Genomic DNA, 24090 nt, shown 5'->3' on the forward strand with positions numbered 1-24090 from the left:
TTCAGACAACATTATTCTAATTAACTTAATAATAATCCCAAACAGTAACGCTCCAACTTGCTATATCTGATGGCTGAATGTAAAGGTTGTACGGCCCTTTACCTTCCTTAACTTGAATCACATGCTCTTTTCTAACGGGTTTTTCAGTTGCACCCCAGTTTATTGTGCCTGTAGCAACCCCTGCATCACCCTTTAAAACATCAATACTAAAAGCATTGATATCATAGCTAACTTGGGGCACAGCAGACATTATAACTTTAAAATGGTCTCCTTTTATATCCACTGTACGTGTTTCTTCGCCAGTCCCAGTGAAAGATGCGATTTTATGCCATGTTGCCTGGGAATTTGTTTGTGAGGGTGTATTTCCTGTGGCTGGTGTTGAGGCCTGTGATGGGTTTGTCATATCTCCTGATTTTAGTATAAATCCATAGGTAAGCCCTATACCTGCAATCAGAACAATGACTGCAATTATCAGTAATTTAGTGGGTGTAGCAATTCCTTCACTTTTTTGTTCTTCTACTTTTCTTTCTTCTTGGCCAGCAAATCTAGGTCTTTTCCTAAGTTTACTGCCGCATGCTGTGCATATTTCATCATCATCTTCATTTCTTAAGCCGCATTTAGGACAAAAAATCAATGGAACCACCGAATAATATATTTTAATCTAATTTTATATCAGTTGATTTATATGTTTATTATTTATGATTACAATCAAATAGAAAAACTTATTAAGACAATTAAAGGGTAATAATACTTAACTTGGTTTAAATCCTAAATAGTATGGGTTTGAGGTGAAAAAAATAATGGTTAAAATTAAAAGATGCCCTAAATGTGGTTCAACCAATATTAAATGGGTTATTCCCCAGATGTGGTCTTTATGGGAGTGTTTTGATTGTGGTTATGCGGGAGCAGTGGTGATTGAAGAAGATGAAGGAGAAAATGAATGATTTAGATTTCATTATTTTCATTTTTTTTACATAATGACTGGTATTGAGGTAATATTTATCATTTTCCTTTTTTATTTTAACTTCGTAATACCTAAAAATAGTACAAAATAAAACAAGTTCAAATATAATAACAAAATAAAAAGCTAATTAAATCTTTAAAACAATTCTATCAACAATTCGAGCTGCAACATCTTTTTTAGAGCTTAAAGGAACATCAATAAGCTCTTTATCAATTAAAATAACCTGATTTTCATCTGATCCAAAGCCCGCACCTTCAACTGCAACATCGTTTGCAACCATAAGGTCAATACCATGTTCTTCAATTCTTTTAGAAGCTGATTTAATTAACTCATCATGTGAAAGGCCGTATTCGGCTTTAAATCCTACAAGGAAAATTTCAGGATTTATTTTTTTAACTTCACCTATTATTTTAGGTGCTTTTTCAAGTTTTAAGGTTAAATCTTGGCTTGATGAGATTTTATTAGTTTGAATATCTGTTTTGGGGATGAAATCAGAAACAGCAGCAGCTGAAATAAAAATATCGTAATCAGGAACTAATTTCCTAACTGAATCCTGCATTTGGGCTACAGATTCAACATTCACAACATCAAATGCCTTGGGAACATCTACTGACATGTTCCCGCAAATCATGGTAACATCCGCACCGCGTATAAATGCTTCTTTGGCAATTTCAACACCCATTTTACCGGAACTTTTATTTGTAATTCCCCGGATTTCATCAATGGCCTCATAAGTTGCCCCGGCACTTACAAGAACTTTTTTACCCTTTAATTCTTTATTTCCTAATTCACGTAGGGCATGTAAAACAATCTCATCAATATCAGGGAATTTAGCTTTCTTTTCTTCAATTTTAGGCTTTATGAAACTAATATCCTCATTTTTAAGGGTTTCTATATTCCCTTTTATGGCTTTATACATGGAATTGTGCATTGATGGAACCATTAAAATAGGGGTTTTATAACCAAAAGCTGTAATTAAAAGAGTGCTGATAGGATTATCTGCAATTTTATAAGCTAATTTACTTATTACATTAGCAGTAGCTGGTGCAACCAAAATCAAATCGGTATCTGCATATTTAACATGTTCAATTTTGCCTGTAAGTTCTGTTACCACTTTCTGGCCTGTTGCAAACTCCATTGTATGTGGATGGATGATTTTACAGGCATCATCGCTCATAAAGCATTTAACAGAGATTCCATGCCTTGCAAATTCTCTTGCAAGCTTAATGGATTCTATTGCAGCTATACTTCCTGTAACACAAAGAACAATTTCCATTTAAGGTCCCTCTAAAAAAAGGTTAAGTAAAAAAGTAAAATTTCAATATTTAAAGGTCATCAATAACAATAACGGTTTTTTCAGATGATAATTGATTTACAATATCATTTAAAACATCTATTCTTGCTGGAAGTCTTCTTGAATCTTCTCTCATGACTCTGATTTTGTATTTTTCATCTCCATCTGTTCCATAGACTATGTTAATCCCTGAAATTCTTGCAGGAGCTAAAATATCTCTTGCAATTTCTTTAAAGTCAGATTCTTCCCCTACTACTCTTACTTTCTTTCCAACCTTTTTTGATATTGCTCTTACTATCTTTCCACTTTTCCCTATAAGCTTTCCAACCTGGTCTTTATCGGTTACTATTATAACGACGTCCCCTATTTCAATCGTCTTTTTAAACCCTATTTTTCCTTCGCCAAGTTTGAAAAGTAATGTAGCAATGTCTAAGTCTAGCTGGGTGATTTCACCACTCTTTAATTTGTTTTCACACCCTTGACATAACATTCCACTTTTTAAACAGACATCGCATACTGGCAATACCATTCTTCATTCCTCCTAATTAGTTATAGATAATTTTTAAAACTTATATTTAAAAATTATATACTTTTACAGACATTTAACCTCCAAAAAGACCCATAATTGGTCATATTTAATTAATAATAATGCTACCCTGTTATTTCCTGATATTTAGCTTCATTAAGTCCCCAAAACGTTTCAATGTAATTATATTACTTTCAGGGTATAAACGCAATTTTTTATTTTCTACATTTAATTAGCTTAAATAAAAAGTAGATTTTATGGTAGCTTTTAGGTTTCTACTCTGTCTTTCAAATATAGTATAACAAATATATTGTATTCTGTTTATTAATATATATTTACTTTATTTGGAAACTAAATAAATATTTTTCCTTTTATATTAAATATACAAAATGATTTAAAGACATACTCAAAGGTAAAGGACATGATTTAAGATTAATCCAACGTTTTAAGCTATTAATACGCTTAAATAATAAAAAATAGACTTATTGAACCTTAAAACTGTTTTGGATAATATCAAAGTATGGTTTTTGGCTTTCAAGGTCTAATCCTTTGGTAAAGAATGCCATTATGTAAAAAATGTTGTTTTGCTCAAAATATACTATTCTAAGGTGTATTTTTTGATATTTAGGGTCATTACCGTCATATATGGTTTCAGTGGCATTTATTCCATTTATTGTAGTGTTTGTAGAGCTTACAGGTGCTATGTTTGCCCCTGAATCTTTAAAACTTTGGATAAACTCGTCTTTACGTTGTTCTAATGTTTTAGCTGGATCTTTTTGAACTTTAATTAAATTAAAAGCTGCAATTTGAGTAGCATTAGGGTTATTTGTAGATCCTGGGTCTTGAATCATAATTTGCATATTGGATCCGATAATTGCATCAGCAGTAACGTTCCATAGGGCAGGATATTCAAGGGATATGCCTCCTGCAGCGTAGATCTTTGTAGGTATTGTTAAGTTTCCCTGATTTGATGTATTATTTCCTTGAGGCTGAAATGGAGTTGAACTAGAAGTTATTATAATTATTAAAAGCGCTATTAAAACTGCGATAGCTATTGCAAGTATTTCCTTTCTATGAGGGATATCTAAGGGGCCTTTCTTGCTCTTTTTGCTATTATCCCTTCTTAATGGGTCCTTCAACCGGACTTCTCTTTTGTTGCTTTCTTTTCTAAGTGGCATTTAAGTGACTATCCCTTTTTATTCTATTAGATCATCTAAAAAACAGATTAATATACTTTTCTTTTTTTTAGTGGGATTTATGGGCTAATATGTTAATTTATAATGAAAAATGTTCAGGCTGTTACTTTGAAACTTTCAATTACCATGTTGAAATTTTTATCTTCATCACTTAGATAGGTGGGAGCTCGTGTTCCGCAGGCTATCATGTATATATATCCATTTTTTTCAAATAAAATAGTTTTAAACTGTTCTTCAACGCCATTATCTATGCCACTGGCCACAAATTCATAAGCAGTTTCATTATCTACTGTTATTTTCCCATCAGACAGTTGTTTATAGCCGGGAACCCCTGATGCACCTGCTTTAACTTCATCAAAAAATTTTTCTAAGGGAATGCCGTTTGAAGCTTTTTTTGAGATTTCAACAACTGCTCCTGGTTTACCATCAGTTTTATTAGCTTGGGGGTCTATAATGTATGCAATTACATATTTACCTGTTTTATTAACTTGTTCCCAATTGGAAGTGTAATTAAATGAAATACCATTTGCATTATATGTTTTTGTTAATTTAGATGTAGAATTATTGTTAAATACAGGACTAATATTATTTAAATAGCCGTATGATAAAATAACTGAAAATATAAGGATTATTGCTGTTATAATTATGTATTTCTTCAATTTATCACCAGGAATTCTTTAACTTAATTGAAATTTAGTAAATAATGATTCTGAAAAAAAGGAATGATTTATAATAGTTTGAAACTGTTTACTATGGTGTCAAAATTTTGTTGTTGACTGCCATAACTGGATGCTGGTGCACTGCAAAGTATTATATATATTAAATTCTTTTTTTGAAGCCATATGGCTCTTTGCTGCTTTGGAGCAGTTGAATTTATTTTATAAACAATTTCTAAACCACTTTGACCATTTATTACAATACTCCCTTCACTCACTGGTTTAAAACCAAGATTTTGGGCCATAAATTGTGCATATGTGGCGTTGTAATAGTTCTGTAATGTAGTGCCTGTTGGTTTCACTGCTTTTTGGATTACAACATTAACCTGAGTGTTTCCATTTGCATCAGCAGAACTGGGGTCTCCAAATGATACTGTACTGTTTATAGCCTGACTTGTAGCCTGCTTCCAGTTTGAAGGATATTCAAAGGTGAATTCAGATCCACTGTAAATTTGGGTCTTATTAACACTGGATGTTTGATTCCCGCTATTTGTACATCCTGATGCCGTAATTACTGCGGATATAATGAATATTGCAAGTAAATATTTTTTCAATCTATCAACCTCTTCTATGTAATATCAACTGAAAAACAGATATATAATTTTCTATTTCATTTAATTAAAATATGAAAATTTAAGGTGGTTTTTGAAACTTTGAAGGTATGATTGGTTATAATTTCATATTCTTTTTACAGATATTAGTTTTTTTAGGGTTTAACATGTTTATAGTTTGTAAATTCAGATTAAACTGCGGTGGAGCAGGTTCCGTTAGGGGTTGGCGTAGGAGTGGGGGTAGGAGTAATTGGGGTAGGGGTAACTGGTTTAGGGGTCGTGGTTATGTTTATTTTTTTAGTGGTATTTGTGGTGTTGGTCATATTTGTGGTGTTGTTAACAACAAAAGGTGGAAATGCACTGTCATTTGTAAATAAAGATATGCCTGAAATGTTTTCTGGTATATTTAATGCGTAAATCCCAAATCCAATACCAATAACAAATGCTGCAATCAATACTGCTGCTGCAATCATTGTGGTCGGAGATACTTTTTCCGTGTTTATATTTTTTTCTTTAAGTCCAGGAGATGTGATATATTTTTTAAATAATTCCTGATTCTCTTCTTCATCAGTAGGAGTTTCAATGGGCTTTTCAGCTACTTCTTTACCTTGTAATTTCCGCACACGATCTGCAACGTTGAATGCATCAAGCTGCTGATTTAACTGACTTTTTTGAATAGTATAATGATTCTTAGATATATTGCCTTTGTTATACTCGTTTTCAAGCTCTTTAAGGCTTTTTATAACCTTTTCTCTGTCCATGCTTATCTTAATCATCCCCTTCTATAGGATAGGAACCCAGTATCTTTACATATGATATTTTTGTTTTAATGGTATTTAAAATGTTTTTTACTTCATTATCCTCGTGGTGTCCCTTAAAATCAATAAAAAAGATATAATTTCCAAGCTTCTTCTTTGAAGGCCGTGACTCAATTTTGGTTAAATTGATATTCTGTTTTGCAAACTCACCCAGAACATCATAAAGTCCACCGGGCCTATCTTCAATTAATGAAAAAACTGCCGAAGTTTTATCATGACTAGTAGGAACATGATCGTGTTTACTTATAACAACGAAACGTGTTGAATTGTTACTATAATCTTGAACATTAGAAGCTGCAATTTTTAAGTCGTATAACTCTGCTGCTCGACGTGTTCCGATTGCAGCAGCGTTTTTTTTATCCTTTACAATTTCAGCTGCTTGGGAAGTGCTGGGTGTTGCCACGGGCTTTGCACCCATGTTTTCTATAAACTTACGGCACTGTGAAAGCGCCTGAGCATGAGAATAAACTAAATCTATATCCATTATAGATGATCCTTCATTTAAAAGAAGATTGTGTCTTATAGGTAGAATTATCTCATTTTTAATCTTTAAATTATAATCATGGGCAAGAAGATCAAGTGTTACTCCTACGGGGCCTTCTATTGAATTTTCAATTGGAACTACTCCTATATTTACAATTCCATTTGAAACTGCATCTAATACTTCCATTATAGAATCAAATGCCAGGAGATCACCAGAGATTTTTGATGCTGCTTCTTCAGCATACGTGCCTGGAGGACCTAAAAACCCTATTTTACATCTTTTCTCTAAATTTGACATATTTTAATTTCCGTGAATAATATTTGTTAATTAATTATTAGACTAAAAATTGATGGAATAATATGTTATATGGTCATTATATTTAAAAGACAATTATTATTCTTAATTTAAAAAAGTTATAATTTATGAGTATTTAGTATAGTCCACCTTTTAGGAAATTGTTAATTTTATCGGTTGTAGATTGGTGTATTCTCCTTACAACTGCTTTTTTACCTTTGATTTTAAGAAGAACAGCGTAAACTCCAAGGTCATGTAAATGGCGCATAAATGCTTCTGTGTCCTCTTCTTTTTCAATGTCAATTATCATATCTTCGCTTGCAGGGTTCCCTGAATCCACGTTTTTAATTGTATCTATCATGGGATATAAAATGGATTCTCCAAGTTGATGGGCTCTTTTTTGAAGCTCTTTTTCATTTTCTTCATTTTCAAATGCCTGGAAACCTTCCCTTATGACTCTACTAAATAGGAAATCTCTTCCAAAGTCAAATGGATAGGTAAACGCATATTTGAGTTCGTCAGCATGGGCCTCAGATGAAGTGTATTTTAAGGGATGAATAATCATTTCAGGGTCTTTTAAGACCATACCTTCTCTTCCGGCTTTTCCAATTTCTTTAATTTCCTTTTTTATTTTATCAGGTGCTTCATCAACACTGTATATTCCCAGAACTCTTACAGCAGGTAGTCCATATTTTTCAAGGATTTCTTGTTTGTCTTTAATGGATAATGGGTCGTTTGAAAGTTTTTTTCTAATATCAAAGATTCTAAATCCAAGACTACCGATTTCTTCATAATAATGGGACACATATGGATTGTCTGTACCTACCATTTCTCCGCAAATTACAAGATCAGGATTATCATTAAAGAAATCTTCAAGATCCATAATTTCAACAGCTTTTTTGGTTGTGTAAGGGCACATATAGCCCCGTCTTGTTAATGCTACAATTTCATCTCCAACTAACGCTATACGGACATTATATCCATTCATTTTCTCTTCAGCAATGATTTTATCCTTAAAATGATTTTTAAGCGTGGGTGATAGCATTAATGTTCTTCGAATCTTTGGAAAACCTCTTATCACTTCTATTTTCTCCTTAAAATAGATTACAGTCCCTGCTTCAATCTTAATTACATCTTTTTTAAATTGCAGGGCAGGAGTGCCATGGAATTGGAAAAATTTTATAATTCCTTTGTTTATGGCATGATTTAGCTTTTCAGCTTTTACATTGAGGATTTTTTGCAGTTTTTTATCTAAAAAATCTTCAACAATAACATGGGAATCTAAATTGCAGGAGGGACAGTTAAAAAAAAAGTTATTGAGGGAGTTATTCCTCCTCCAATCTATATCCATCTTTGATTTACAATTTGGACAGTCAATTTTGGGTAAAATTCAGTGAACCTCCTCCAATTCCACAATAAATTTCATGATGTCTGTTTTGGTGATTATACCTGTAATTTTGCTGTTTTCGCCAGTAACTGGAATTCCGCTGAATTCTTCATCTATCATTAGCATTGATGCGTCGGCTATTGTTACATTCTCTTCAATTGTCCTCACATTTTGGGGCATTATGTCTTCTATTATAAGATTTCTTATCCTTGCAGGTTGATATTTGTCTGGAACAACTTTTCTAAATGATATCATGGTGTGAGCAATGTCTTTTGCAGTTATAATTCCTTCCAGACGATTTTCATCCATTACAAGAAGTCTTCCCACGTCTTCATCTATTATCATTCTTCTTGCGTGAACAAGTCTTTCTTGAGGGCTAATGGTCATTAGGTCTGTTGTCATTCTCTCTTTTATTAGAGTTTTATTGTAGGGCACTCCCTGGCAAGTTTTGACAAAATCAGTTTTGGTTATAATGCCCACTAATTCTCCATCATCTACAACGGGAATTCCGCCAATTTTATTTTTAACTATTAATTGTGCGGCGTTTCCAAGGTTTTTATTGCTTTCTATTGTAATTGGCTCTGGAGTCATTACTGTGGACACATGGAAATGTGAAGGGGGTAAATTACCATATTTTGATGAGCCTAATCTTAAAGCAATATCTTTTTCTGTTATAATTCCAACAAGCTCTTTATTATTTCTTCCGTGTCCATTTACAACGGGTAACCTGGAAATTTTATGTTTTTTCATGAGTTTTAATGCATCGTGGATGTTCTGGTCTTTATCTATTACAACAACTTCTCCGCTCATTATATCTTTTACATGCATATTTTATCCCTCATTTTCTTATTTCCAAAAAATATAAAAATTTGTAGGTTATTCATCTAATCTACTGAATTCCTTTAATTATATCGGTTTTGGTGATTATTCCAACAAGATTATCTCCTTCAACAACAGGTAAGTGGCTGAGGTCGTTATTACACATTAATTGGGCTGCTTCTGCTGCATCATCGTTTCCATTGATTTTTACAACATCTTCTGTCATTATGTCTCCTGCTGTTAACATGGATATTTCTCTTGCTTTTCTTTTTTCTGACCCATTTTCTTCCTGTTTTACAAAGTATATTCTTTCAACACTTACGCCGGTTTCAGGATCATCTAATTGGGCAAATGAAATGTTCGCTGGTGTTATAATGCCTGCAATCTCATTATCAAACATTACAACAAGTCCATCTATGCTATGTTCGTCCATGAGACTTATTACATGACTTATGGTGTGATTTTCGTTTACAGTTACTACATCTGTGGTCATTAGGTCTGAAACTTTCCATCTTTTTGGTAATTTTGATGTGTAGTATTTCATGAGGTTTGTTTTTGTTATTATTCCTGCTAATCCTTCATTGTCAATAACAGGGACAGAGCTTATTTTATTTTGCAGCATAGTTTCAACCGCTTCTTTTAGATCGCTTTCAGCATTAATTGTTGTAAGATCGCTGCTCATGACTCTTCTAATGGCGATTGTATCTAATGGCCGTCTTTTCCATGCTGGGCCTTTTCCTCTTAATTTTCTTATCAGATCTTTTTCTGTAACAATTCCAATTGGTTTATCATCTTTATTTACTACAATAACTCTGCTAAGCCCGTGTTTGAGCATTAAATTCCTGGCGTGATTTACTTGTTCATTTTCTTGAATTAAAAATACTTCTTCATTCATTATATCTTTAACTTTCATCATTATCACCACGGTGTTATTGATTTTTTACTTAATTTTAAATCTGATAATTGATTTTTATTTACCTATTGCCTTTAGAATATCACTTTCTGTAATTATACCAAGTAATTCATCATTTCTAACTACTGGAAGCCCTCCAATACCTTTTTTTTCCATTATATTGGCTACATCACCTAATTTGGCATATATGTCTGTTGTAATTACGCTTTTCTCCATTATGTCTGTAATTTGGGTGTTTAAAACTTCATTTTCATGGTTTGTTTTAATTTTATCAAATGCAGAGTTGTTTCCAAAGAATTTTACAATGTCTGTTGAGGTTATTATCCCCACAAGTTTGTTATTTTCAGGTTTGGGTGTTTTGAGTTCTTTTCCAACTACCGGAATTCTTCTTAACCTGTTTCTAACCATTATTTTAGTTGCGCCTTCTATTCTTGTTCCAGGGGTTGTTTTTATAACTTTTTTGGTCATGAAATCTTCAACCACGGCATCTGTCAAAACTCCTGAAAGAAGCAGCGCAAAATCTCTTTCTGAAACTATACCTACAATCTTTTCATCTGAATCAACTATGGGCAGTGCACCAACTTTTTTTTCAAGCATTTTTGAGACTGCATCTCCCATGGAACTTTTATAACTTAATACTTCTACTTCCCGGGCCATAATCTCTTTTACAGGTTCGTTTATTGCAGATAAGAAGTTACCTTCGTGTTTTTTTTCTAAAATTTGGTATTTATCTGCACCCCCTAAAAAGTCAAGTATATCCATGGATGTTACTATTCCCAGAATTTTTCCAGTCCCAGGGTCTGTTACTGGGAGCCTTCTGAATTTGTTTTTTACCATTATTTCGGCGGATTCTTTGATGGTAGCGCTTTGAGGTACTGTAACTACTTCTTTTTTGGCGATACTCATGATATCGCCGTCGTGTTCTGCTATATGGGTTTCAAACTCCAGTGGAGCTCTTTCTCTAGATTTTACTACATTTATTAGTTCTTTTCTTCTCATCAGTACACCTCACATGAAAGTGAAAAACTAAAGTTATCTCTAAAAAATAAATCTGAATTAAATAAATTTAGCAAGTGGGTTTTAAAAATCAATTTACATACGACCCTAGAATATCTTCTCTTGTAATTATACCAACAAGATCAGCTTCTTTTACTCTTTCGGGTTCCTTTTTTATATATATTGGATTGTTAACCACGGGTAACCGTCCAATATTATACTTAATCATTAGTTTTGCGGCTTCCTTAATATCCTTATCTCCAGTTATAACAACAGGAGGAGTTCGCATAATGCTTTCTACTTTGGGAGATTGTTTATTTGCTCCATCTTTAGATATTCTCACATTTCCTGAGTTTATAATATCTTTACGGGTAATCATACCCATTATTTTATTATTTTTTATCACAGGAAGCCCTGAAAATCCACTATCGTCCATTTTAGTCCATACTTTTGATAATGGATCGTCGTAATTACATGTAACAACATTTTTTGTTGTTATTTCATTTATATTCTTATTTTGAGGTTTTAAATCTTGATTTAGCAAATTTTCAAGAATGTCTGCAACACTTATTATCCCTACAAGTGTCATATCTTCTTCAGCCTTGATAACAGGGGCTTGGACAATTTCTGCATCCAGTATTTTTTTTCCAATTTCTTTAACTTCCATGTCTGGTGTTGCAATTACTTTAGGTGTTTCCATTATCCCCCGAGCTTCTATATTTGATTTTGTTGCAGAGATGTTCATCATATCTCCACGGGTTATCAGACCTTCAAGATGACTTCCTGATACTACTGGAACACATCTGAAGCTTTCATCCCTTAAAATAGACCTTACTTTAGTTGCATATGTATTTATAGAAACGGTTACTGGATTAGGTGTCATAACATCCACAACATTGTTCAAGTTAAATCACCTTCTAAATCTTCTTTACATTCCTCACAGACAAATTTTCCATCTATTTCGTCTAAATACTCCATAAAGTTCCCACATGTTTCACAAACACCAGGGACAGGTGGTTCTTCGCCATTAAAATCAGTTTGGGTTTCCATCCTTGCATTTTCAACCAGAATTTCGGTCAGTTCTGGAGAAACTACCATAATATCTTTTGCAGTTAATATTCCTCTAAGTTTTCCTTTTTGTACTACTGCAAGCCTTCTTATATTCATTTTTGACATGAATCTTGCGGCTTCGTTCAATTCTCTTCCTGGATCGATTTTTATGAGGTTTTTAGTCATTACATCATCGATCTTTATTGCACTGGCCTTGATGTCATTGGCAACGACTTTGTTTATAATATCACTTTCTGTGATTATTCCTTCAGGTTTGTCGTTTTGTTTTACTATTAAACAACCCACTTCCTTTTGGGCCATCAAATAGGCAGCATCTGCAACGCTGGATTGGGGACTTACAGTAATTACATTGGTGGTCATTGCATCATTTACGGTTACATTTGGATCCATTCCCATTTTAAACCTCCTATCTAATTCTAAGAATTTTATGAACTTGAGGTATTGTTAAAACGTCTAAATATTCTCCTGCCGTTTGAGAAATTTCAAATAGTTTCTTACTTTCATTTACCCATTTATCCAGCGGGGCTGACGGCTGGATAACCATTGATAGGTTGGAAACATCTGAAATTTCATCATGTATTTTTGAAGCTATTGACTCTATTATACCCACTTTTGTGGAGGGCATTATAACTATCTTACAATATGTATTTATCTCCTCATCTATTAATAGATTTAGTGATTTCAATTCGTTTTTAAATAGCTTATCCCAGTTAGAAGTGGATTGATGTTCTGGTAATTTAATATCTACCGATGCATAATTAATTAAACTGGCTATTTTACCTAAATTAGCAGGTAATGAGCCGTTAGTCTCTAATAAACAGTTAAAATCATATTTTTCTAAAAAAGATTTAATAAAATCGGCGTGTAATAATGGTTCACCGCCAGTAATTGAAATAGAATGAAAATCAGGAGTTATTAATTTATCTACAGAATTAAAAAGTTCTTCTTCGCTGTAAACAGGTCCAAATTCAGGATTTTGGCTTTGTGGAGTGTCGCAGTAGTTGCAGTCGAGATTGCATCCAGAAAATCTTACAAAGACTTGTCTTCTTCCAATTAATTTCCCTTCGCCTTGAATACTTGAAAAAATCTCATTTATGTGAGCTTTCATTTGTTTGACCATCGATTGTTATGCGGACTTTTGAAAGTAGGCACCTTGTCCAATACCTTCATTAACACAAATTTGAACACTTGAGAGGTTATTATATATCTTTTCTAAGTATTTAAATATTTCCTCGGCAAAGTATTCCGCCAGATCCTCTGCAGAGGTGGATTTAAGTGGTAAAAGACAGCAATCTTCTAAAGGGAGTTTATAATCCTTTTTTCCTACAGTAAATTCTAATGAGTCATTGTCTTTATGCGTAAATTCAACAACATCGCTATTACATGGGATTAAAACTTTATGATCCAGTTTTGAACACATATCGCGGACGATGGTTTTGGCTTTTTTAAAATCAACAACAAAGCCAAACTCTCCACTTCTTTCTCCTTCAATAACCAGATCAACAATGTAAGAATGTCCATGTATTCCTCCGCATGATTCGTGGAGGGGTATCATGTGTGCTGATGAGAATCTTAAGTTAGCGTGAATTCCATTAATTTCTATTTTCATTTTGATGACCTTCATAACATATTATTAATTTTAAAAAACTTTGGTTTTAGTAATATCTTCTTCAATAGACTCAATTTCATTAATATAATTTTGGGATATTTTATTGGTTAACTCATTTATCTGGCTATTATCCAAATCTTTTTTGCATTCTAAAAGCCCTATTGTATCTACATCAATTGGTGTGCCTTTATTTGTGATATTCATGCCAAAATGTATTTTCATACTGCTATTTGAGCATGTAGCTATTGAAACACTGAGTTTATTACCTTCAAAATAGAGATCGTCACCTTCACGGTTAGTTCCAATTCCTAATTCTCCTAAAACATCCTTAACAATCGTTACAAATAATCTTTGGCGGTGGTAACATGTTCTTATATCTGCAGGCTGAATATCAAAATGTTCAATTATAAAATGTACCATTTCACTTGATTTTATTTCAAGTCCAATATCCTCGTAATCAATTATTTTTTCAGCTTCAATTTCCATAGGGCCGTGCCATGCTAAAATACTTGATCCCTTAACTTTAAATTCTTTAAAAGCCCAAAATGGTTGGATTTGGCTTCCATCGTAAAGTAATGGTTCTTCAATTTTTTTATATTCCATAGTTTCACTTAATTATTTGTATGTAGTATCTTCTAATTATTTTTATCCATAAAACTCATTGTCATCTAATTTTTTATTAAGTAATTCTACCCATTTCCTGTAGTCTTCCAAGAGTTGATGCATTTTAGCTTTCTTAAGTTCTTGTTGAATTGTAATGTAAAATTCATGAAAACTCCTGAGTTCTGATTTATTAACTTTTTCTTTAACCATTTCATTGCCTATTTTTTTTAGTAGGTTTAAAGAAAGTTCAACGCATTTGGTAGAGTTATTCCCTATATTTTCGAATGTTATTTCTTCTAAATGTATGATAACTTTTCTTAAATCATTAATAAATATTTCTGATTTAACTAAGTTTAAACCTATAATTCCTAAATATCTTATCGCATTCATTTTTATAATGGGCATTTGGTGTTTATCTGCCCATTGGCTAATTTTTTTAAGGTATTCTGCACATTCAGAAATTTTATTTATTGATTTATTGTTTATTAGTCTAAAACACATTTCGTTAAACGTTTCAAGTATTTCTGATGCAATTTCTAGTTTTTTTAATTTATTATTTGATGATAAAGGTTCAATAAAAGAATATAGTAATTCCATGGCATCACTGACAGAATTGGATTTTTTATCTATTAATTCAAAGGAAAACACGCTAATATAATTTATAATTCTCATTATAATCTCTTGATATTTTCCATGGTATTTTACGGCAGTTTTTGTATAAATGTCTTCATTTAAGTATGATAATGCAATATCTTTTAAAATAATAATTACTTTTGTTATAATGGAATTTTTTAAGACAATTATCTCTTCAATAGGGATATAAGGGCCAATTTGAAGGTCTTGTTTATTCTTATCTAAAGATTCTTGACCTATATTTTTCAAAGATTCTACAATATTAATTATTAAAGCATTAGAATGTGCTAAATTGTTATCAGAGTCATATTTTAAAATATAATTAGTAAATAGGAGGATATAAATGTATTTTAATTTTTTAAAAATAATATCAAGCATATTTGGGTTTATTTCTAAAGATTGAATCCCAAAATCCATAATAAAGAATATTTCATTATCAAGAGGTTCAATAAATTTAGTTTTAATCATTTTTTCAAAAATATTAGTTAAAGTAAATTCTAACGTTTTTTTAATATTGATTTCGTTTTTTTCTGTAGAGCTAATCCATATGCTGTTTAAATCGGTTATTACCATGTAAATGTATAAATGCCAGGGTGCACGGTCTTTTACATTTATTTTATTTAAATATTTAATTATTAAGGACTCGTATATCTTTATCAAGTATAAGGCTTCATTTTCAAATCCTATTCCAATGATATCTGATGATATTTCTCCTAAAAATTCCAATGAAAAAGTGTGGCATTCCGGAACTTTTTTAGAAATAGAAGATCCGATTTTGTCAATTATTTGAATTAATAATCTAACAGTTTTAGAATCATTATTTTTTATGGCTGTTACCTTAACTCTCTCTAAATGCTCTAATAAATATTTATAAGTATATTTGCCGTTATTTTCAGTTATCACGCCTTCATTAATTAATTTGTAAAAAGAATTGCCTAAATCTCTTAAACCATTTTCAGCGGTGTGCATATGCCCTTCTTTGATAGCTCCGATTATAATATCGATTAAAGGAATAAGCGGGTCATCTTCTGGAGGTATATGATCAATATCGGTGAAATTTTGTGGAATAAATTTGTTATTCCCATATTCTGAAATTTTTTTAATTAAAGAGGGATTAATTTCAGTATTTAAATCCTTAATTACTTCTTCTGGTTTGAGTCTATCAATTGTAGCGACAATATAATAAGGAATTGCCATATAACACCAAAAAGCTAATAAAAATCCAATATTAACAAAAATTATATCTTTTAATTCTAAAATAGCATCTTTTGGCTGAATAATTAATAGTATTAAGCAATAAAACATTGAAAAAAGGTATAGGGTTATTAATCTCCAAAATGTTTTATTTTTAAGGCTTATAAACATTTTTAAGATTCGAGGACTATAAGTTTGGGAAGATAATTGCACTGCAATTAGGGTAAATGCTGTTATAATGGCTAATAATGCAGCTAAACTTTGTAAAATAGTACTATAAAGATTTAATGGGTCTAAATTCGTAGAAAATAATAAAAATACTAAAATAAGAACAATGATTGATATTAAAAAGATTCCTTTAGGTTTATATGTCTTTTCAAAAAAGATGTTTAAATCATTCAATTGAATCTCCCAAAGATAAATTGTAATAATCTAATATAACTGATTTTCTAAATTAATTATTTCACTTCTAATTTAATCTTCAACTACAAGCTCTTTGTAACCAGTATCTGGATCAAAAACTCTTTTTAAATGTAAATCAGACTTTAACATGCATATTTCTGCAGTAGTGTTAATTATGCATCCTTTACGTAAATGTCCACCAACTGTATGGCCTTCTGTATCTGAAACAGCGATGTGGATGTGAATTCCGTTTTCAGATACTGTTCCTTGGGAGGATACAATTTCAAAAGGCCCTTTGAATGTCTTTATAGTGCTGTCAGCCATTCTTAGGGTGGCTGAATTTAAACTACCTACAATACAGATTATTATCCCGGATTTAATCTGTTTTTCATTTAATATATCAATAATTCCCTGTTTAAGGTCTTTTTTAGGTTTTAATCTAAAGATTATCATTTTTAAACTCTTGTTTAATTGATCCCATTTTACATTTTTATAAGCTGTATCTATTTATACTATTCAAAATTAAATACAATTTATGAGAGCAAGAACAAGAGATTTCATATATACAAAGGATGATTTATTCTTCGCTACAACATCTTATCTACATCCAGAAGGCAAAATTCTGGCTTTTTTAAGGTATATACCTGATCAAAATGGTGAACGGTCTAAAAATGGTAAAAGATACTCTAAAGTTGATTCTAACCAGGCTTATGATTTTTTAAGTAGTAAATATACTGAATATCTTTTTGATCTTGATAAAAAAGATCTCAAAATGATGGGTGTACCCTTTAATAAGGTCGAAAAAATATTAAAACCTGAAGAACGTCTTAAAGAGATTATGGAAGATTTTAATAACAATGAATTATTTAAAAAAGCTGTAAAATTAGCAGATATTTTCCATAATCATGCAGATATTCCTTATTCCAAGATGGGAGTTTCTGGCTCAATTTTACCAGGATTATATGATCAAAACGTTTCTGATATCGATTTCGTGATTTATGGGCTTAAAAATCACAAGAAAGCAATGGATACATTTGGAGAAATTAAAGATAAAAGTGATTTAAAAAGTATAAGTGATGAATATTGGGTGAGATTATACCAAAAGCGAATAAAAGATTCATCTTTAAGCTATGAAGAATTCCAATGGTATGAACAACGTAAAAATAACCGTGGAGTAATTGATGGGGTTCTTTTTGATATTCTTGCAACGCGTGATTGGGATGAAATTAAGGGAAAATATGGAGAAGAGGAATTTGAGCATTTAGGCCAGGCATTAATTGAATGCACGGTATCTGATGCAATAGGGGCATTTGACAACCCTGCAGTTTATAAAATAGAAGATCTTAATATTTTAGAAGGTTTAAAAGTTCCAATAACGGAAATTGCATCATTTACACATACTTACTCTGGACAGGCAAAAGATAACGAAGAAATAATTGCAAAAGGTAGATTAGAAAAAGTTATTGGTCCAGATACGAGATACAGACTTGTTGTGGGAACAACAAGGGAATCTATTGATGAATATATCAAACTGACAAAATTTTCAATTTTGTCTCGTTAAAAATCATAGCTTGCAAAATCAACGATTTTGCCGGCTGAAAGAAAGGTTTTAATAAAAATAAATAATTAACAATGGATATAATTTTGAAAATAATTTTTTTAATTGAATTAACTTTTACTTAAGGAGGCGTTTTATGAAAAATATTTACAATATCGGGCTTATAGGCTTTGGAACAATAGGCGCAGGGGTTGTAGAGACCTTTAATCGAAATTTAGATCTCATGGAACAGAAAGTAGGAACTAAAATTAGGCTTAAAAAAGTTGTTGATCTGGATATTAAAACAGATAGGGGTGTTGAAGTAGATAAAAACATTTTATCAACAGATGTTAATGATATTCTCGATGATCCAGAAATTGATATAGTAATAGAGCTTATTGGAGGTTATGAACCTGCTAAAAGTTTTATTTTAAAGGCTATGGAAAATAAAAAGCATGTAGTAACTGCTAATAAAGCGTTACTTGCTAAACACTGGGAAGAAATCCTGGAAACTGCAAACAAAAACCATGTGAGAATCTGTTTTGAAGCAAGTGTAGGTGGAGGAATTCCGTTACTGGGACCATTAAACGAAAGTTTAGGTGCTAACAACATTCAGTCAATTTATGGGATAATCAATGGAACTGCAAACTATATTTTGACTAAAATGACTGATGAAGGCCTTGATTTTGAATATGTATTGCGTGAAGCTCAAGAGAAAGGTTATGCAGAACAAGACCCAACATTTGACATTGAAGGTCATGATACGGCTCAAAAACTCATTATACTCACTATTTTAGGCTTTGGAATTTATGTAAAACAGGATAAATTCCATGTTGAAGGAATAAGCAAAATTAAACAGGAAGATATTGAATTTATCAAAAATGAGATGGGTTATTCTATAAAATTACTTGCAATTTCAAAAATTGAAGGTGAAAAACTTGAAGTAAGGGTTCATCCGACTTTAATATCTCAAGACCATCTCCTTGCATCTGTTAACGATGTATTCAATGGAGTTTACCTTGTAGGAGATATTGTAGGTCCTGTAATGATGTATGGACAAGGTGCAGGTATGATGCCAACAGCAAGCGCTGTAGTGGGAGATTGTCTGGATATAATGGGAAATACAGAAAGAAAAAATATTTACGGCCCAAATAATACAGAAGTTAAGAAAATAAAGGATATTGAAGATATAAATTCAAAATATTACTTACGTCTCAATGTAATTGATAAACCTGGAGTTTTACATACTATATCTGGCATATTAAGTAATTATGATATTAGTATAGAGTCTGTAAGCCAAAAGAAGAAAGATGAAGGTCAAGAAGTTCCTATTTTCATGGTAACACATGAAGCTCTTGAGAAAAATATCCGGAAATCTCTAAAAGAGATAGCAAATCTTGATTTTGTCAAAAAAGACACTCTATTTATCCGAGTTCTTTAATTAGAACCTATAATTTTTTTATTTTTCATCCACTTATTTTTCTATTATTTTATAATTGTATTCTTTTCCATGATTTCATTTTGGAGGATTTATTTGATCATACATTATTTATAGGAGATTTATAAAATTATATATGAACTTAATATTATATTACTTATTATGGTAATATCAATAGTTTAAATGATTAATAATGGTGCTTGAAAATGATAAGGGTTTCATCAATCTCAGAATTTATTTATTGTCCAGCAAAAATGTATTTAAAGCATACAAAAGATGATAATGCACAAACACAGGAAATGATCGCTGGAAAAATTACTCAAGAAATAAGAAGGAGTTACGAGGAAATAACAAAACGAAATATGTGGAATATAAAAGAAAATATTGATGTTGATGGTATTTTTAATATTTTATTTGATGAAGTCCCCCAATTTATAGAAAATATTTCAAATAAGCACTCCCGAGCGAATAAAATTGATTTCGAGATTTTAAATGATCTTTGCAATAATTTAGAAGAGGATCTAAGATTACAATCTCAATTAATGGCTTTAAAGATTAAAGGGGTTTTAAATAACACCAATAAGAGAGGAATTGAGATTTCAGAACTTTTTTTTCCACAATCTCTTTTAGAATTTCCTCTTGAAAGTGAAGAACTTAATTTGAGAGGCATTATTGATAAAGTAGATATAATCAATGGAATATATTATCCAATTGAGACAAAAACAGGTATACCTCCAGGTAACGGTGTTTGGCTCGCTGATGCCTTACAAATTGCTGCTTACGCTGCTTTAATAGACTATGAATTAAATAAAGAGGTTCTTGTTGGATTTGTGGATTATAATAAAATTGCAGAGAGAAGACCAGTTGTAATTAACTCTATTTTACATAATAAACTCTTTGAAATGCTTGATTCTATAAATGAAATGTTAGAGAAAGGTAAAATTCCAGAATTTAAAATATATAAAAATAAATGCAAAAAATGTGAATACAATGAAATCTGCGATTACGCACCTAAATATGCTTAGTTAAAAATAATATTTGAAAATAAATCTATTTTAGGATATATTTAGAGTAAAAATCAATTTTAAAGTATTTACCTTTAAAAAAGGAAGGGATTAAGGTTAATTATGACCTTATCATTGTAAGAACCATTTTATATTTTTCAAGGGCCTTAAGTGCATGTGGCTCATTTGCAGGCATTATAATCATATCTCCTTTATTTAAGATGTTATCTTTGCCTGAAATGGTGATTTTTGCTACACCATCAACAATTTGAACCATTGCATCGAAAGGAGCAGTATGTTCGCTTAAACCTTCTCCTTTATCAAATGCAAATATGGTAACAGTTCCTGTTTCTTTTCTTATGATTTCACGGCTTACAACAGAGCCTTCCTGATAATCTATCAATCCCTCTACTTCTAAAACTTTAGATTTAATATCTTCCATGGGTTTACCTCCAATTATTCATAAACATGTATGATGGATACTGGACAGCTTTCTTCTGCCTCTTTTGCGCATCCGGGATTTTCTAATTCTTTTTCAACATTATCTCCCACTATTTCTCCGTCTTTAAGTGTTGAAAGTCCATCATCTCCATATTCAAAGATTTCAGGGCAGTTATCAATACAGTTTCCACAAGATATACACATTACACGTTCAATTTCTACTTTTGCCATATTCACACCAGATTCAATTATCCTACTAATAATGGAGTTTTCATGTTTTATTTATGATCATCTTGTTTCATATATTTGTAAAGGTGATGGGAATACAGAACAAAGTCAAGCATTGCATTTACGTATTTTCTGGCACTATAAACATCATTTACATTGTAATCCTTCAATGAAACAGCTATTTGAAATCTTTTTTGAATCTCATCATACAGAGCTTCATTCAAAAAGTCAATAACTTTCTTAGGATCTTCTTCTTCAATTGCTTTTTCAGCTTTTGATATTACGGGGCCCCAATCAAGTCCACCAGGTTTAAGCCCTTCGTAAGGTTTTCCTTCTCCTTTTCTGTGCAGACGCACTGTAGTTTCAAAAAACCAGTAGTCTGCAAGTTCGCCCACATCTTCACTTAGCTCTCTTACAGCGATAGTTTTATCGAAAGCATCTATCAGTTCATTTTCGGCAGTTTGAGGTACAAATGGGAGTACATAGTTAACATCTTCCATTTCTAAAGCCATTTCTGCAGCACTAACTACGGGTCCATCCATCGTATCACAATGTGGTGCCATATTTTCGCCCTCCTATTATGAATATGTGTATAATTCTCCTTAAATTCCTAGTAATTTTTACTTTTTTTCACATTTAAAGCAGTATTCAGTATTTCTATTTGTTTTAAAAGTTTTACCACACTTTTTACATGTAACGGACTTAAGTGAAGATTCTTTATCAATAATATCAAGTGAACAGGAACATTTCCAACCCATCTTACCTTTTAATTGAGCTTCAAACTCTTTATCAATTTCATCATCTTTGTTCATCTAAAATCCTCTTTAAAGTTTGATTAAATATTTCAAACAAGTGATAAAAATAATTTTCGTATATTGTAGAACAAAATTTTGAAAATTAGATTTGGGGAGAGGGTTAATTGTAGAAATTGCCCTATACCACATAAATAAGTTTAAGTAATAATCAGTTATAAATCCATTGGAGCTCATAATAATATTTGGTGTTAAAATGGATGCACAATCTAAGGAATTGATAAGAAAATGTCAAGAAAGCGCTGGAAACGGTGATATAATGGGCGCTTGTAAAGTAATGCTGGTATTAATGGAAAAAGAGGAAATAAAAGTAGATGTTGATGAGGATCAAACATATCTGCAAATGGCAGAGAACCTTAAACCTGAAGATGTACGGAAAGTTCTGCAAATGGCCCTTAAAGTCAGAGAAAGCGGCGAAATCAAAGACCCAGAAATAAAAAATGCTGCGAGTATATTAATTCGAGCAATAGAAATGAGTTAATTCACTCAAAAATCCCGATTTTTACTCGCTTTAAAATCTTTTTCCTTTAATTTTTTTAATATTAAAGTTAGCTGTATCAGCTACAGCCATAACGGCCATTACTCCTGCTTGAACAGGGTCGGTAACTACCAAATCTGCATATTCTGTAACACTTCCAGGCATATTAAGGCTTATTACTGTAACGCCGTGTTCTTTTTTAATTTCTTTTACAGCTTTAGAGATTTTGCCCCCCATAAGTGATCCTGCAAGAACAAGTGCTTCTATACGTGGAAGTCTTCCTGCAGCAGATACTGCATCTGAAAGTTCAGTTTCACCTACAAGAGGGATGGTGTCAATACTAATACGTTCTCCTCTTATATTGTGTCTGTCTGCTTCCACTATTGCTCCATGTGCTACTTGGGCGACTTGTGCGCCGCCTCCAATTATTATAATTCTTTTTCCATATATTTCAGTTAATGAAGGGTGAATTTCGATATTTTCTACTGATTTAAACTTCCTTATATTAGCTGTTAGATCTTCTGCATTTCTTACGCCTTCCAGTTCCATATATACTGAAGCTGAGCTGTCTTTTTCAATGAAAAGATGAATGTAAGTGATGTTCATCCCACATTTTGCCATTAAATCAGTAATATCTCTTAAAACACCTGGTTTATTTTCTGATTTTATTGTTATTGCAATTTTTCCCATTTAAATCACATAATTACATTTGGTGCAATCTAATAGATTATCTATTTACTTTTTATAATATATTTAATTGAGCTTTTGACAGTCCGGGCAAATATAAGATGAGGTGCTGCCAGTTTTAATCTTTTCAATTGTAGTGCCGCAATCTGGACATTTTTCTCCTTCTTTGTATGCTACAAAAAAGTCTTCCCGAGGAAATCCGTCATTTTTTCCATAAAAATCCATTTCATAGATTAATCCGCCTATATTCAATGATTTTTGAAGATTTTCTATCATAATTTCAAACAAATTATCAATTTGAGAATCATTCAAGGTATTAACAGGTATTTGAGGATGTATTTTTGCTTTAAATAGGATATCATGGACATAAACATTCCCAATACTTCCAAAAATTTTTTATTTTTGGGGTTCAGGAAATCCTCAAAAAACTTCGGTTTTTGGGGGTTAGAAAATGCGAAGCATTTTCTAAAATTTCAAATTTCCTTCAACCGCCAATTTTCTTTTGATTTAATATTAAATTTTTAATTCCAGAACGACCTTTGCAGATGCTTTTAAAATATTCGAGAGTGAATTCTGGATCCAGTGGTGAGATTGCAATATCTTTTGTTGGTTTATGTTCTCCTAATTCATGGTCTTCAATTAATTCAACGTGTCCAAACCACCAGAATTTACATGTAAATCCTGAATTATCACTAAAATTGAAACGACATTGATATTCATTTCTAAATTCTCCTCCAGAATAATATAGTATGTCTGCACCCATTCCAAGATTTAAAAGCAGATTATAATGATCTGAAAGATCGAAGAAGATCCATTTTCCTTTATTATAAACTTTTTTAATGGTTTTACCTGTAATTTGTCTTTTAAAATCATTTGATCCCATATTCAAGCATTTTTCTTGAATTATGTCTGCAGATTCAAATTCTTTGGATTTAAGTTCGTTGTTCATTTGCCTGCTTAAAATCATTATTTCAGGAAGCTCTGCCATTTTAAAA

The 24090-nt window shown here is 31.7% G+C and carries 31 protein-coding genes; 5 read left to right on the plus strand and 26 right to left on the minus strand.

What is annotated here, in order from left to right; translation table 11 throughout:
• Nucleotides 1-25: 25 nt before the first annotated feature.
• Nucleotides 26-634 carry a zinc-ribbon domain-containing protein gene (locus HZC47_02155; protein MBI5679683.1) on the minus strand — a complete coding sequence of 203 codons (609 nt, stop codon included), beginning with the start codon at nucleotides 632-634 and terminating at the stop codon, nucleotides 26-28.
• Between the two features lie 166 nt (nucleotides 635-800).
• On the opposite strand from HZC47_02155, the gene HZC47_02160 reads away from it, so the two are divergent.
• On the plus strand, nucleotides 801-944 hold the full coding sequence (locus HZC47_02160) for a hypothetical protein (GenBank protein ID MBI5679684.1): 144 nt from the start codon (nucleotides 801-803) through the stop codon (nucleotides 942-944).
• Nucleotides 945-1091: 147 nt separating this feature from the next.
• Here the strand turns inward: HZC47_02160 and coaBC are convergent, their stop codons facing one another.
• The 18 genes from coaBC to HZC47_02250 form a co-directional block, all read right to left on the minus strand.
• Nucleotides 1092-2240, minus strand: coding sequence for a bifunctional phosphopantothenoylcysteine decarboxylase/phosphopantothenate--cysteine ligase CoaBC (gene coaBC / locus HZC47_02165; GenBank protein ID MBI5679685.1), 1149 nt, complete (start codon nucleotides 2238-2240; stop codon nucleotides 1092-1094).
• Nucleotides 2241-2289: 49 nt separating this feature from the next.
• Nucleotides 2290-2787 carry a transcription elongation factor NusA gene (locus HZC47_02170; protein ID MBI5679686.1) on the minus strand — a complete coding sequence of 166 codons (498 nt, stop codon included), beginning with the start codon at nucleotides 2785-2787 and terminating at the stop codon, nucleotides 2290-2292.
• 479 nt (nucleotides 2788-3266) lie between these two features.
• Nucleotides 3267-3962 carry a hypothetical protein gene (locus HZC47_02175; protein MBI5679687.1) on the minus strand — a complete coding sequence of 232 codons (696 nt, stop codon included), beginning with the start codon at nucleotides 3960-3962 and terminating at the stop codon, nucleotides 3267-3269.
• A 113-nt stretch (nucleotides 3963-4075) separates the two neighbouring features.
• Nucleotides 4076-4639 carry a hypothetical protein gene (locus HZC47_02180; protein MBI5679688.1) on the minus strand — a complete coding sequence of 188 codons (564 nt, stop codon included), beginning with the start codon at nucleotides 4637-4639 and terminating at the stop codon, nucleotides 4076-4078.
• 68 nt (nucleotides 4640-4707) lie between these two features.
• Nucleotides 4708-5250 (minus strand): DcrB-related protein, encoded by a 543-nt coding sequence (locus HZC47_02185; GenBank protein MBI5679689.1) that lies wholly within the window; start codon nucleotides 5248-5250, stop codon nucleotides 4708-4710.
• A gap of 188 nt (nucleotides 5251-5438) precedes the next feature.
• The gene (locus HZC47_02190) at nucleotides 5439-6008 is read right to left on the minus strand and encodes a hypothetical protein (protein ID MBI5679690.1); all 570 of its coding nucleotides are present in this window, start codon (nucleotides 6006-6008) and stop codon (nucleotides 5439-5441) included.
• Between the two features lie 7 nt (nucleotides 6009-6015).
• Nucleotides 6016-6846, minus strand: a complete 831-nt coding sequence (pheA, locus tag HZC47_02195; GenBank protein MBI5679691.1) for a prephenate dehydratase — start codon at nucleotides 6844-6846, stop codon at nucleotides 6016-6018.
• A gap of 133 nt (nucleotides 6847-6979) precedes the next feature.
• Nucleotides 6980-8194 (minus strand): RNA ligase, encoded by a 1215-nt coding sequence (locus HZC47_02200; GenBank protein ID MBI5679692.1) that lies wholly within the window; start codon nucleotides 8192-8194, stop codon nucleotides 6980-6982.
• A gap of 39 nt (nucleotides 8195-8233) precedes the next feature.
• Complete coding sequence (locus HZC47_02205; GenBank protein MBI5679693.1) at nucleotides 8234-9058, minus strand: CBS domain-containing protein; 825 nt, start codon at nucleotides 9056-9058, stop codon at nucleotides 8234-8236.
• Nucleotides 9059-9119: 61 nt separating this feature from the next.
• Nucleotides 9120-9962, minus strand: coding sequence for a CBS domain-containing protein (locus HZC47_02210; protein ID MBI5679694.1), 843 nt, complete (start codon nucleotides 9960-9962; stop codon nucleotides 9120-9122).
• Nucleotides 9963-10019: 57 nt separating this feature from the next.
• Nucleotides 10020-10961, minus strand: a complete 942-nt coding sequence (locus HZC47_02215; GenBank protein MBI5679695.1) for a CBS domain-containing protein — start codon at nucleotides 10959-10961, stop codon at nucleotides 10020-10022.
• An 88-nt stretch (nucleotides 10962-11049) separates the two neighbouring features.
• A complete protein-coding gene (locus HZC47_02220; protein ID MBI5679696.1) occupies nucleotides 11050-11862 on the minus strand; it encodes a CBS domain-containing protein in 813 nt (270 codons plus the stop codon).
• Nucleotides 11859-12425 (minus strand): CBS domain-containing protein, encoded by a 567-nt coding sequence (locus tag HZC47_02225; GenBank protein MBI5679697.1) that lies wholly within the window; start codon nucleotides 12423-12425, stop codon nucleotides 11859-11861. Before HZC47_02225 ends, HZC47_02220 begins: the two co-directional genes overlap by 4 nt.
• Nucleotides 12426-12435: 10 nt before the next feature.
• A complete protein-coding gene (locus tag HZC47_02230; GenBank protein MBI5679698.1) occupies nucleotides 12436-13137 on the minus strand; it encodes a 7-carboxy-7-deazaguanine synthase QueE in 702 nt (233 codons plus the stop codon).
• An 18-nt stretch (nucleotides 13138-13155) separates the two neighbouring features.
• Nucleotides 13156-13638 carry a 6-carboxytetrahydropterin synthase gene (locus tag HZC47_02235; protein ID MBI5679699.1) on the minus strand — a complete coding sequence of 161 codons (483 nt, stop codon included), beginning with the start codon at nucleotides 13636-13638 and terminating at the stop codon, nucleotides 13156-13158.
• 30 nt (nucleotides 13639-13668) lie between these two features.
• Nucleotides 13669-14241: a DUF366 family protein gene (locus HZC47_02240; GenBank protein MBI5679700.1), complete on the minus strand. Its 573-nt coding sequence runs from the start codon at nucleotides 14239-14241 to the stop codon at nucleotides 13669-13671.
• Between the two features lie 42 nt (nucleotides 14242-14283).
• Nucleotides 14284-16470, minus strand: a complete 2187-nt coding sequence (locus HZC47_02245; GenBank protein MBI5679701.1) for a DUF2254 domain-containing protein — start codon at nucleotides 16468-16470, stop codon at nucleotides 14284-14286.
• 72 nt (nucleotides 16471-16542) lie between these two features.
• A complete protein-coding gene (locus HZC47_02250; GenBank protein ID MBI5679702.1) occupies nucleotides 16543-16923 on the minus strand; it encodes a DUF296 domain-containing protein in 381 nt (126 codons plus the stop codon).
• 82 nt (nucleotides 16924-17005) lie between these two features.
• On the opposite strand from HZC47_02250, the gene HZC47_02255 reads away from it, so the two are divergent.
• The 3 genes from HZC47_02255 (at nucleotide 17006) to cas4 (ending at nucleotide 20470) form a co-directional block, all read left to right on the plus strand.
• Nucleotides 17006-18031 carry a DNA polymerase subunit beta gene (locus HZC47_02255; GenBank protein MBI5679703.1) on the plus strand — a complete coding sequence of 342 codons (1026 nt, stop codon included), beginning with the start codon at nucleotides 17006-17008 and terminating at the stop codon, nucleotides 18029-18031.
• 133 nt (nucleotides 18032-18164) lie between these two features.
• On the plus strand, nucleotides 18165-19448 hold the full coding sequence (locus HZC47_02260; GenBank protein ID MBI5679704.1) for a homoserine dehydrogenase: 1284 nt from the start codon (nucleotides 18165-18167) through the stop codon (nucleotides 19446-19448).
• A 203-nt stretch (nucleotides 19449-19651) separates the two neighbouring features.
• Nucleotides 19652-20470, plus strand: coding sequence for a CRISPR-associated protein Cas4 (cas4, locus tag HZC47_02265; GenBank protein MBI5679705.1), 819 nt, complete (start codon nucleotides 19652-19654; stop codon nucleotides 20468-20470).
• A gap of 100 nt (nucleotides 20471-20570) precedes the next feature.
• Here cas4 and HZC47_02270 read toward each other — a convergent pair whose 3' ends face one another.
• Genes HZC47_02270 through HZC47_02285 form a run of 4 tightly spaced genes read right to left on the minus strand, consistent with a single transcriptional unit; the run spans nucleotide 20571 to nucleotide 21930 of the window.
• On the minus strand, nucleotides 20571-20891 hold the full coding sequence (locus HZC47_02270; GenBank protein MBI5679706.1) for a cupin domain-containing protein: 321 nt from the start codon (nucleotides 20889-20891) through the stop codon (nucleotides 20571-20573).
• Between the two features lie 14 nt (nucleotides 20892-20905).
• Nucleotides 20906-21121 (minus strand): ferredoxin, encoded by a 216-nt coding sequence (locus HZC47_02275; protein ID MBI5679707.1) that lies wholly within the window; start codon nucleotides 21119-21121, stop codon nucleotides 20906-20908.
• 47 nt (nucleotides 21122-21168) lie between these two features.
• On the minus strand, nucleotides 21169-21681 hold the full coding sequence (locus HZC47_02280) for a hypothetical protein (GenBank protein MBI5679708.1): 513 nt from the start codon (nucleotides 21679-21681) through the stop codon (nucleotides 21169-21171).
• 57 nt (nucleotides 21682-21738) lie between these two features.
• Nucleotides 21739-21930, minus strand: coding sequence for a hypothetical protein (locus tag HZC47_02285; protein MBI5679709.1), 192 nt, complete (start codon nucleotides 21928-21930; stop codon nucleotides 21739-21741).
• 196 nt (nucleotides 21931-22126) lie between these two features.
• Here HZC47_02285 and HZC47_02290 point away from each other — a divergent pair, with 196 nt between their 5' ends.
• Entirely contained in the window at nucleotides 22127-22411 is a 285-nt protein-coding gene (locus tag HZC47_02290; protein MBI5679710.1) for a hypothetical protein, read from the plus strand.
• 30 nt (nucleotides 22412-22441) lie between these two features.
• On the opposite strand, the gene HZC47_02295 is transcribed toward HZC47_02290, so the two are convergent.
• The 3 genes from HZC47_02295 to HZC47_02305 all read right to left on the minus strand — a co-directional run bounded on the left by HZC47_02295 (nucleotide 22442) and on the right by HZC47_02305 (nucleotide 24083).
• Nucleotides 22442-23098, minus strand: coding sequence for a DUF5612 domain-containing protein (locus HZC47_02295; protein ID MBI5679711.1), 657 nt, complete (start codon nucleotides 23096-23098; stop codon nucleotides 22442-22444).
• Nucleotides 23099-23161: 63 nt separating this feature from the next.
• Nucleotides 23162-23488, minus strand: coding sequence for a hypothetical protein (locus HZC47_02300; GenBank protein ID MBI5679712.1), 327 nt, complete (start codon nucleotides 23486-23488; stop codon nucleotides 23162-23164).
• A 91-nt stretch (nucleotides 23489-23579) separates the two neighbouring features.
• Nucleotides 23580-24083 carry a hypothetical protein gene (locus HZC47_02305; protein MBI5679713.1) on the minus strand — a complete coding sequence of 168 codons (504 nt, stop codon included), beginning with the start codon at nucleotides 24081-24083 and terminating at the stop codon, nucleotides 23580-23582.
• Between the last annotated feature and the right edge of the window lie 7 nt (nucleotides 24084-24090).

The organism is Methanobacterium sp. (assembly GCA_016222945.1).
GTDB lineage: Archaea > Methanobacteriota > Methanobacteria > Methanobacteriales > Methanobacteriaceae > Methanobacterium_D.

Bases quoted from the DNA above. Each gene is read 5' to 3' on its own strand.
- HZC47_02160 (MBI5679684.1), top strand. From the start codon at position 801: ATGGTTAAAATTAAAAGATGCCCTAAATGTGGTTCAACCAATATTAAA.
- coaBC (MBI5679685.1), bottom strand. From the start codon at position 2,240: ATGGAAATTGTTCTTTGTGTTACAGGAAGTATAGCTGCAATAGAATCC.
- HZC47_02170 (MBI5679686.1), bottom strand. From the start codon at position 2,787: ATGGTATTGCCAGTATGCGATGTCTGTTTAAAAAGTGGAATGTTATGT.
- HZC47_02175 (MBI5679687.1), bottom strand. From the start codon at position 3,962: ATGCCACTTAGAAAAGAAAGCAACAAAAGAGAAGTCCGGTTGAAGGAC.
- HZC47_02190 (MBI5679690.1), bottom strand. From the start codon at position 6,008: ATGGACAGAGAAAAGGTTATAAAAAGCCTTAAAGAGCTTGAAAACGAG.
- pheA (MBI5679691.1), bottom strand. From the start codon at position 6,846: ATGTCAAATTTAGAGAAAAGATGTAAAATAGGGTTTTTAGGTCCTCCA.
- HZC47_02200 (MBI5679692.1), bottom strand. From the start codon at position 8,194: ATGGATATAGATTGGAGGAGGAATAACTCCCTCAATAACTTTTTTTTT.
- HZC47_02205 (MBI5679693.1), bottom strand. From the start codon at position 9,058: ATGCATGTAAAAGATATAATGAGCGGAGAAGTTGTTGTAATAGATAAA.
- HZC47_02210 (MBI5679694.1), bottom strand. From the start codon at position 9,962: ATGAAAGTTAAAGATATAATGAATGAAGAAGTATTTTTAATTCAAGAA.
- HZC47_02215 (MBI5679695.1), bottom strand. From the start codon at position 10,961: ATGAGAAGAAAAGAACTAATAAATGTAGTAAAATCTAGAGAAAGAGCT.
- HZC47_02225 (MBI5679697.1), bottom strand. From the start codon at position 12,425: ATGGGAATGGATCCAAATGTAACCGTAAATGATGCAATGACCACCAAT.
- HZC47_02230 (MBI5679698.1), bottom strand. From the start codon at position 13,137: ATGAAAGCTCACATAAATGAGATTTTTTCAAGTATTCAAGGCGAAGGG.
- HZC47_02235 (MBI5679699.1), bottom strand. From the start codon at position 13,638: ATGAAAATAGAAATTAATGGAATTCACGCTAACTTAAGATTCTCATCA.
- HZC47_02240 (MBI5679700.1), bottom strand. From the start codon at position 14,241: ATGGAATATAAAAAAATTGAAGAACCATTACTTTACGATGGAAGCCAA.
- HZC47_02250 (MBI5679702.1), bottom strand. From the start codon at position 16,923: ATGATAATCTTTAGATTAAAACCTAAAAAAGACCTTAAACAGGGAATT.
- HZC47_02255 (MBI5679703.1), top strand. From the start codon at position 17,006: ATGAGAGCAAGAACAAGAGATTTCATATATACAAAGGATGATTTATTC.
- HZC47_02260 (MBI5679704.1), top strand. From the start codon at position 18,165: ATGAAAAATATTTACAATATCGGGCTTATAGGCTTTGGAACAATAGGC.
- cas4 (MBI5679705.1), top strand. From the start codon at position 19,652: ATGATAAGGGTTTCATCAATCTCAGAATTTATTTATTGTCCAGCAAAA.
- HZC47_02270 (MBI5679706.1), bottom strand. From the start codon at position 20,891: ATGGAAGATATTAAATCTAAAGTTTTAGAAGTAGAGGGATTGATAGAT.
- HZC47_02275 (MBI5679707.1), bottom strand. From the start codon at position 21,121: ATGGCAAAAGTAGAAATTGAACGTGTAATGTGTATATCTTGTGGAAAC.
- HZC47_02280 (MBI5679708.1), bottom strand. From the start codon at position 21,681: ATGGCACCACATTGTGATACGATGGATGGACCCGTAGTTAGTGCTGCA.
- HZC47_02285 (MBI5679709.1), bottom strand. From the start codon at position 21,930: ATGAACAAAGATGATGAAATTGATAAAGAGTTTGAAGCTCAATTAAAA.
- HZC47_02290 (MBI5679710.1), top strand. From the start codon at position 22,127: ATGGATGCACAATCTAAGGAATTGATAAGAAAATGTCAAGAAAGCGCT.
- HZC47_02295 (MBI5679711.1), bottom strand. From the start codon at position 23,098: ATGGGAAAAATTGCAATAACAATAAAATCAGAAAATAAACCAGGTGTT.
- HZC47_02305 (MBI5679713.1), bottom strand. From the start codon at position 24,083: ATGGCAGAGCTTCCTGAAATAATGATTTTAAGCAGGCAAATGAACAAC.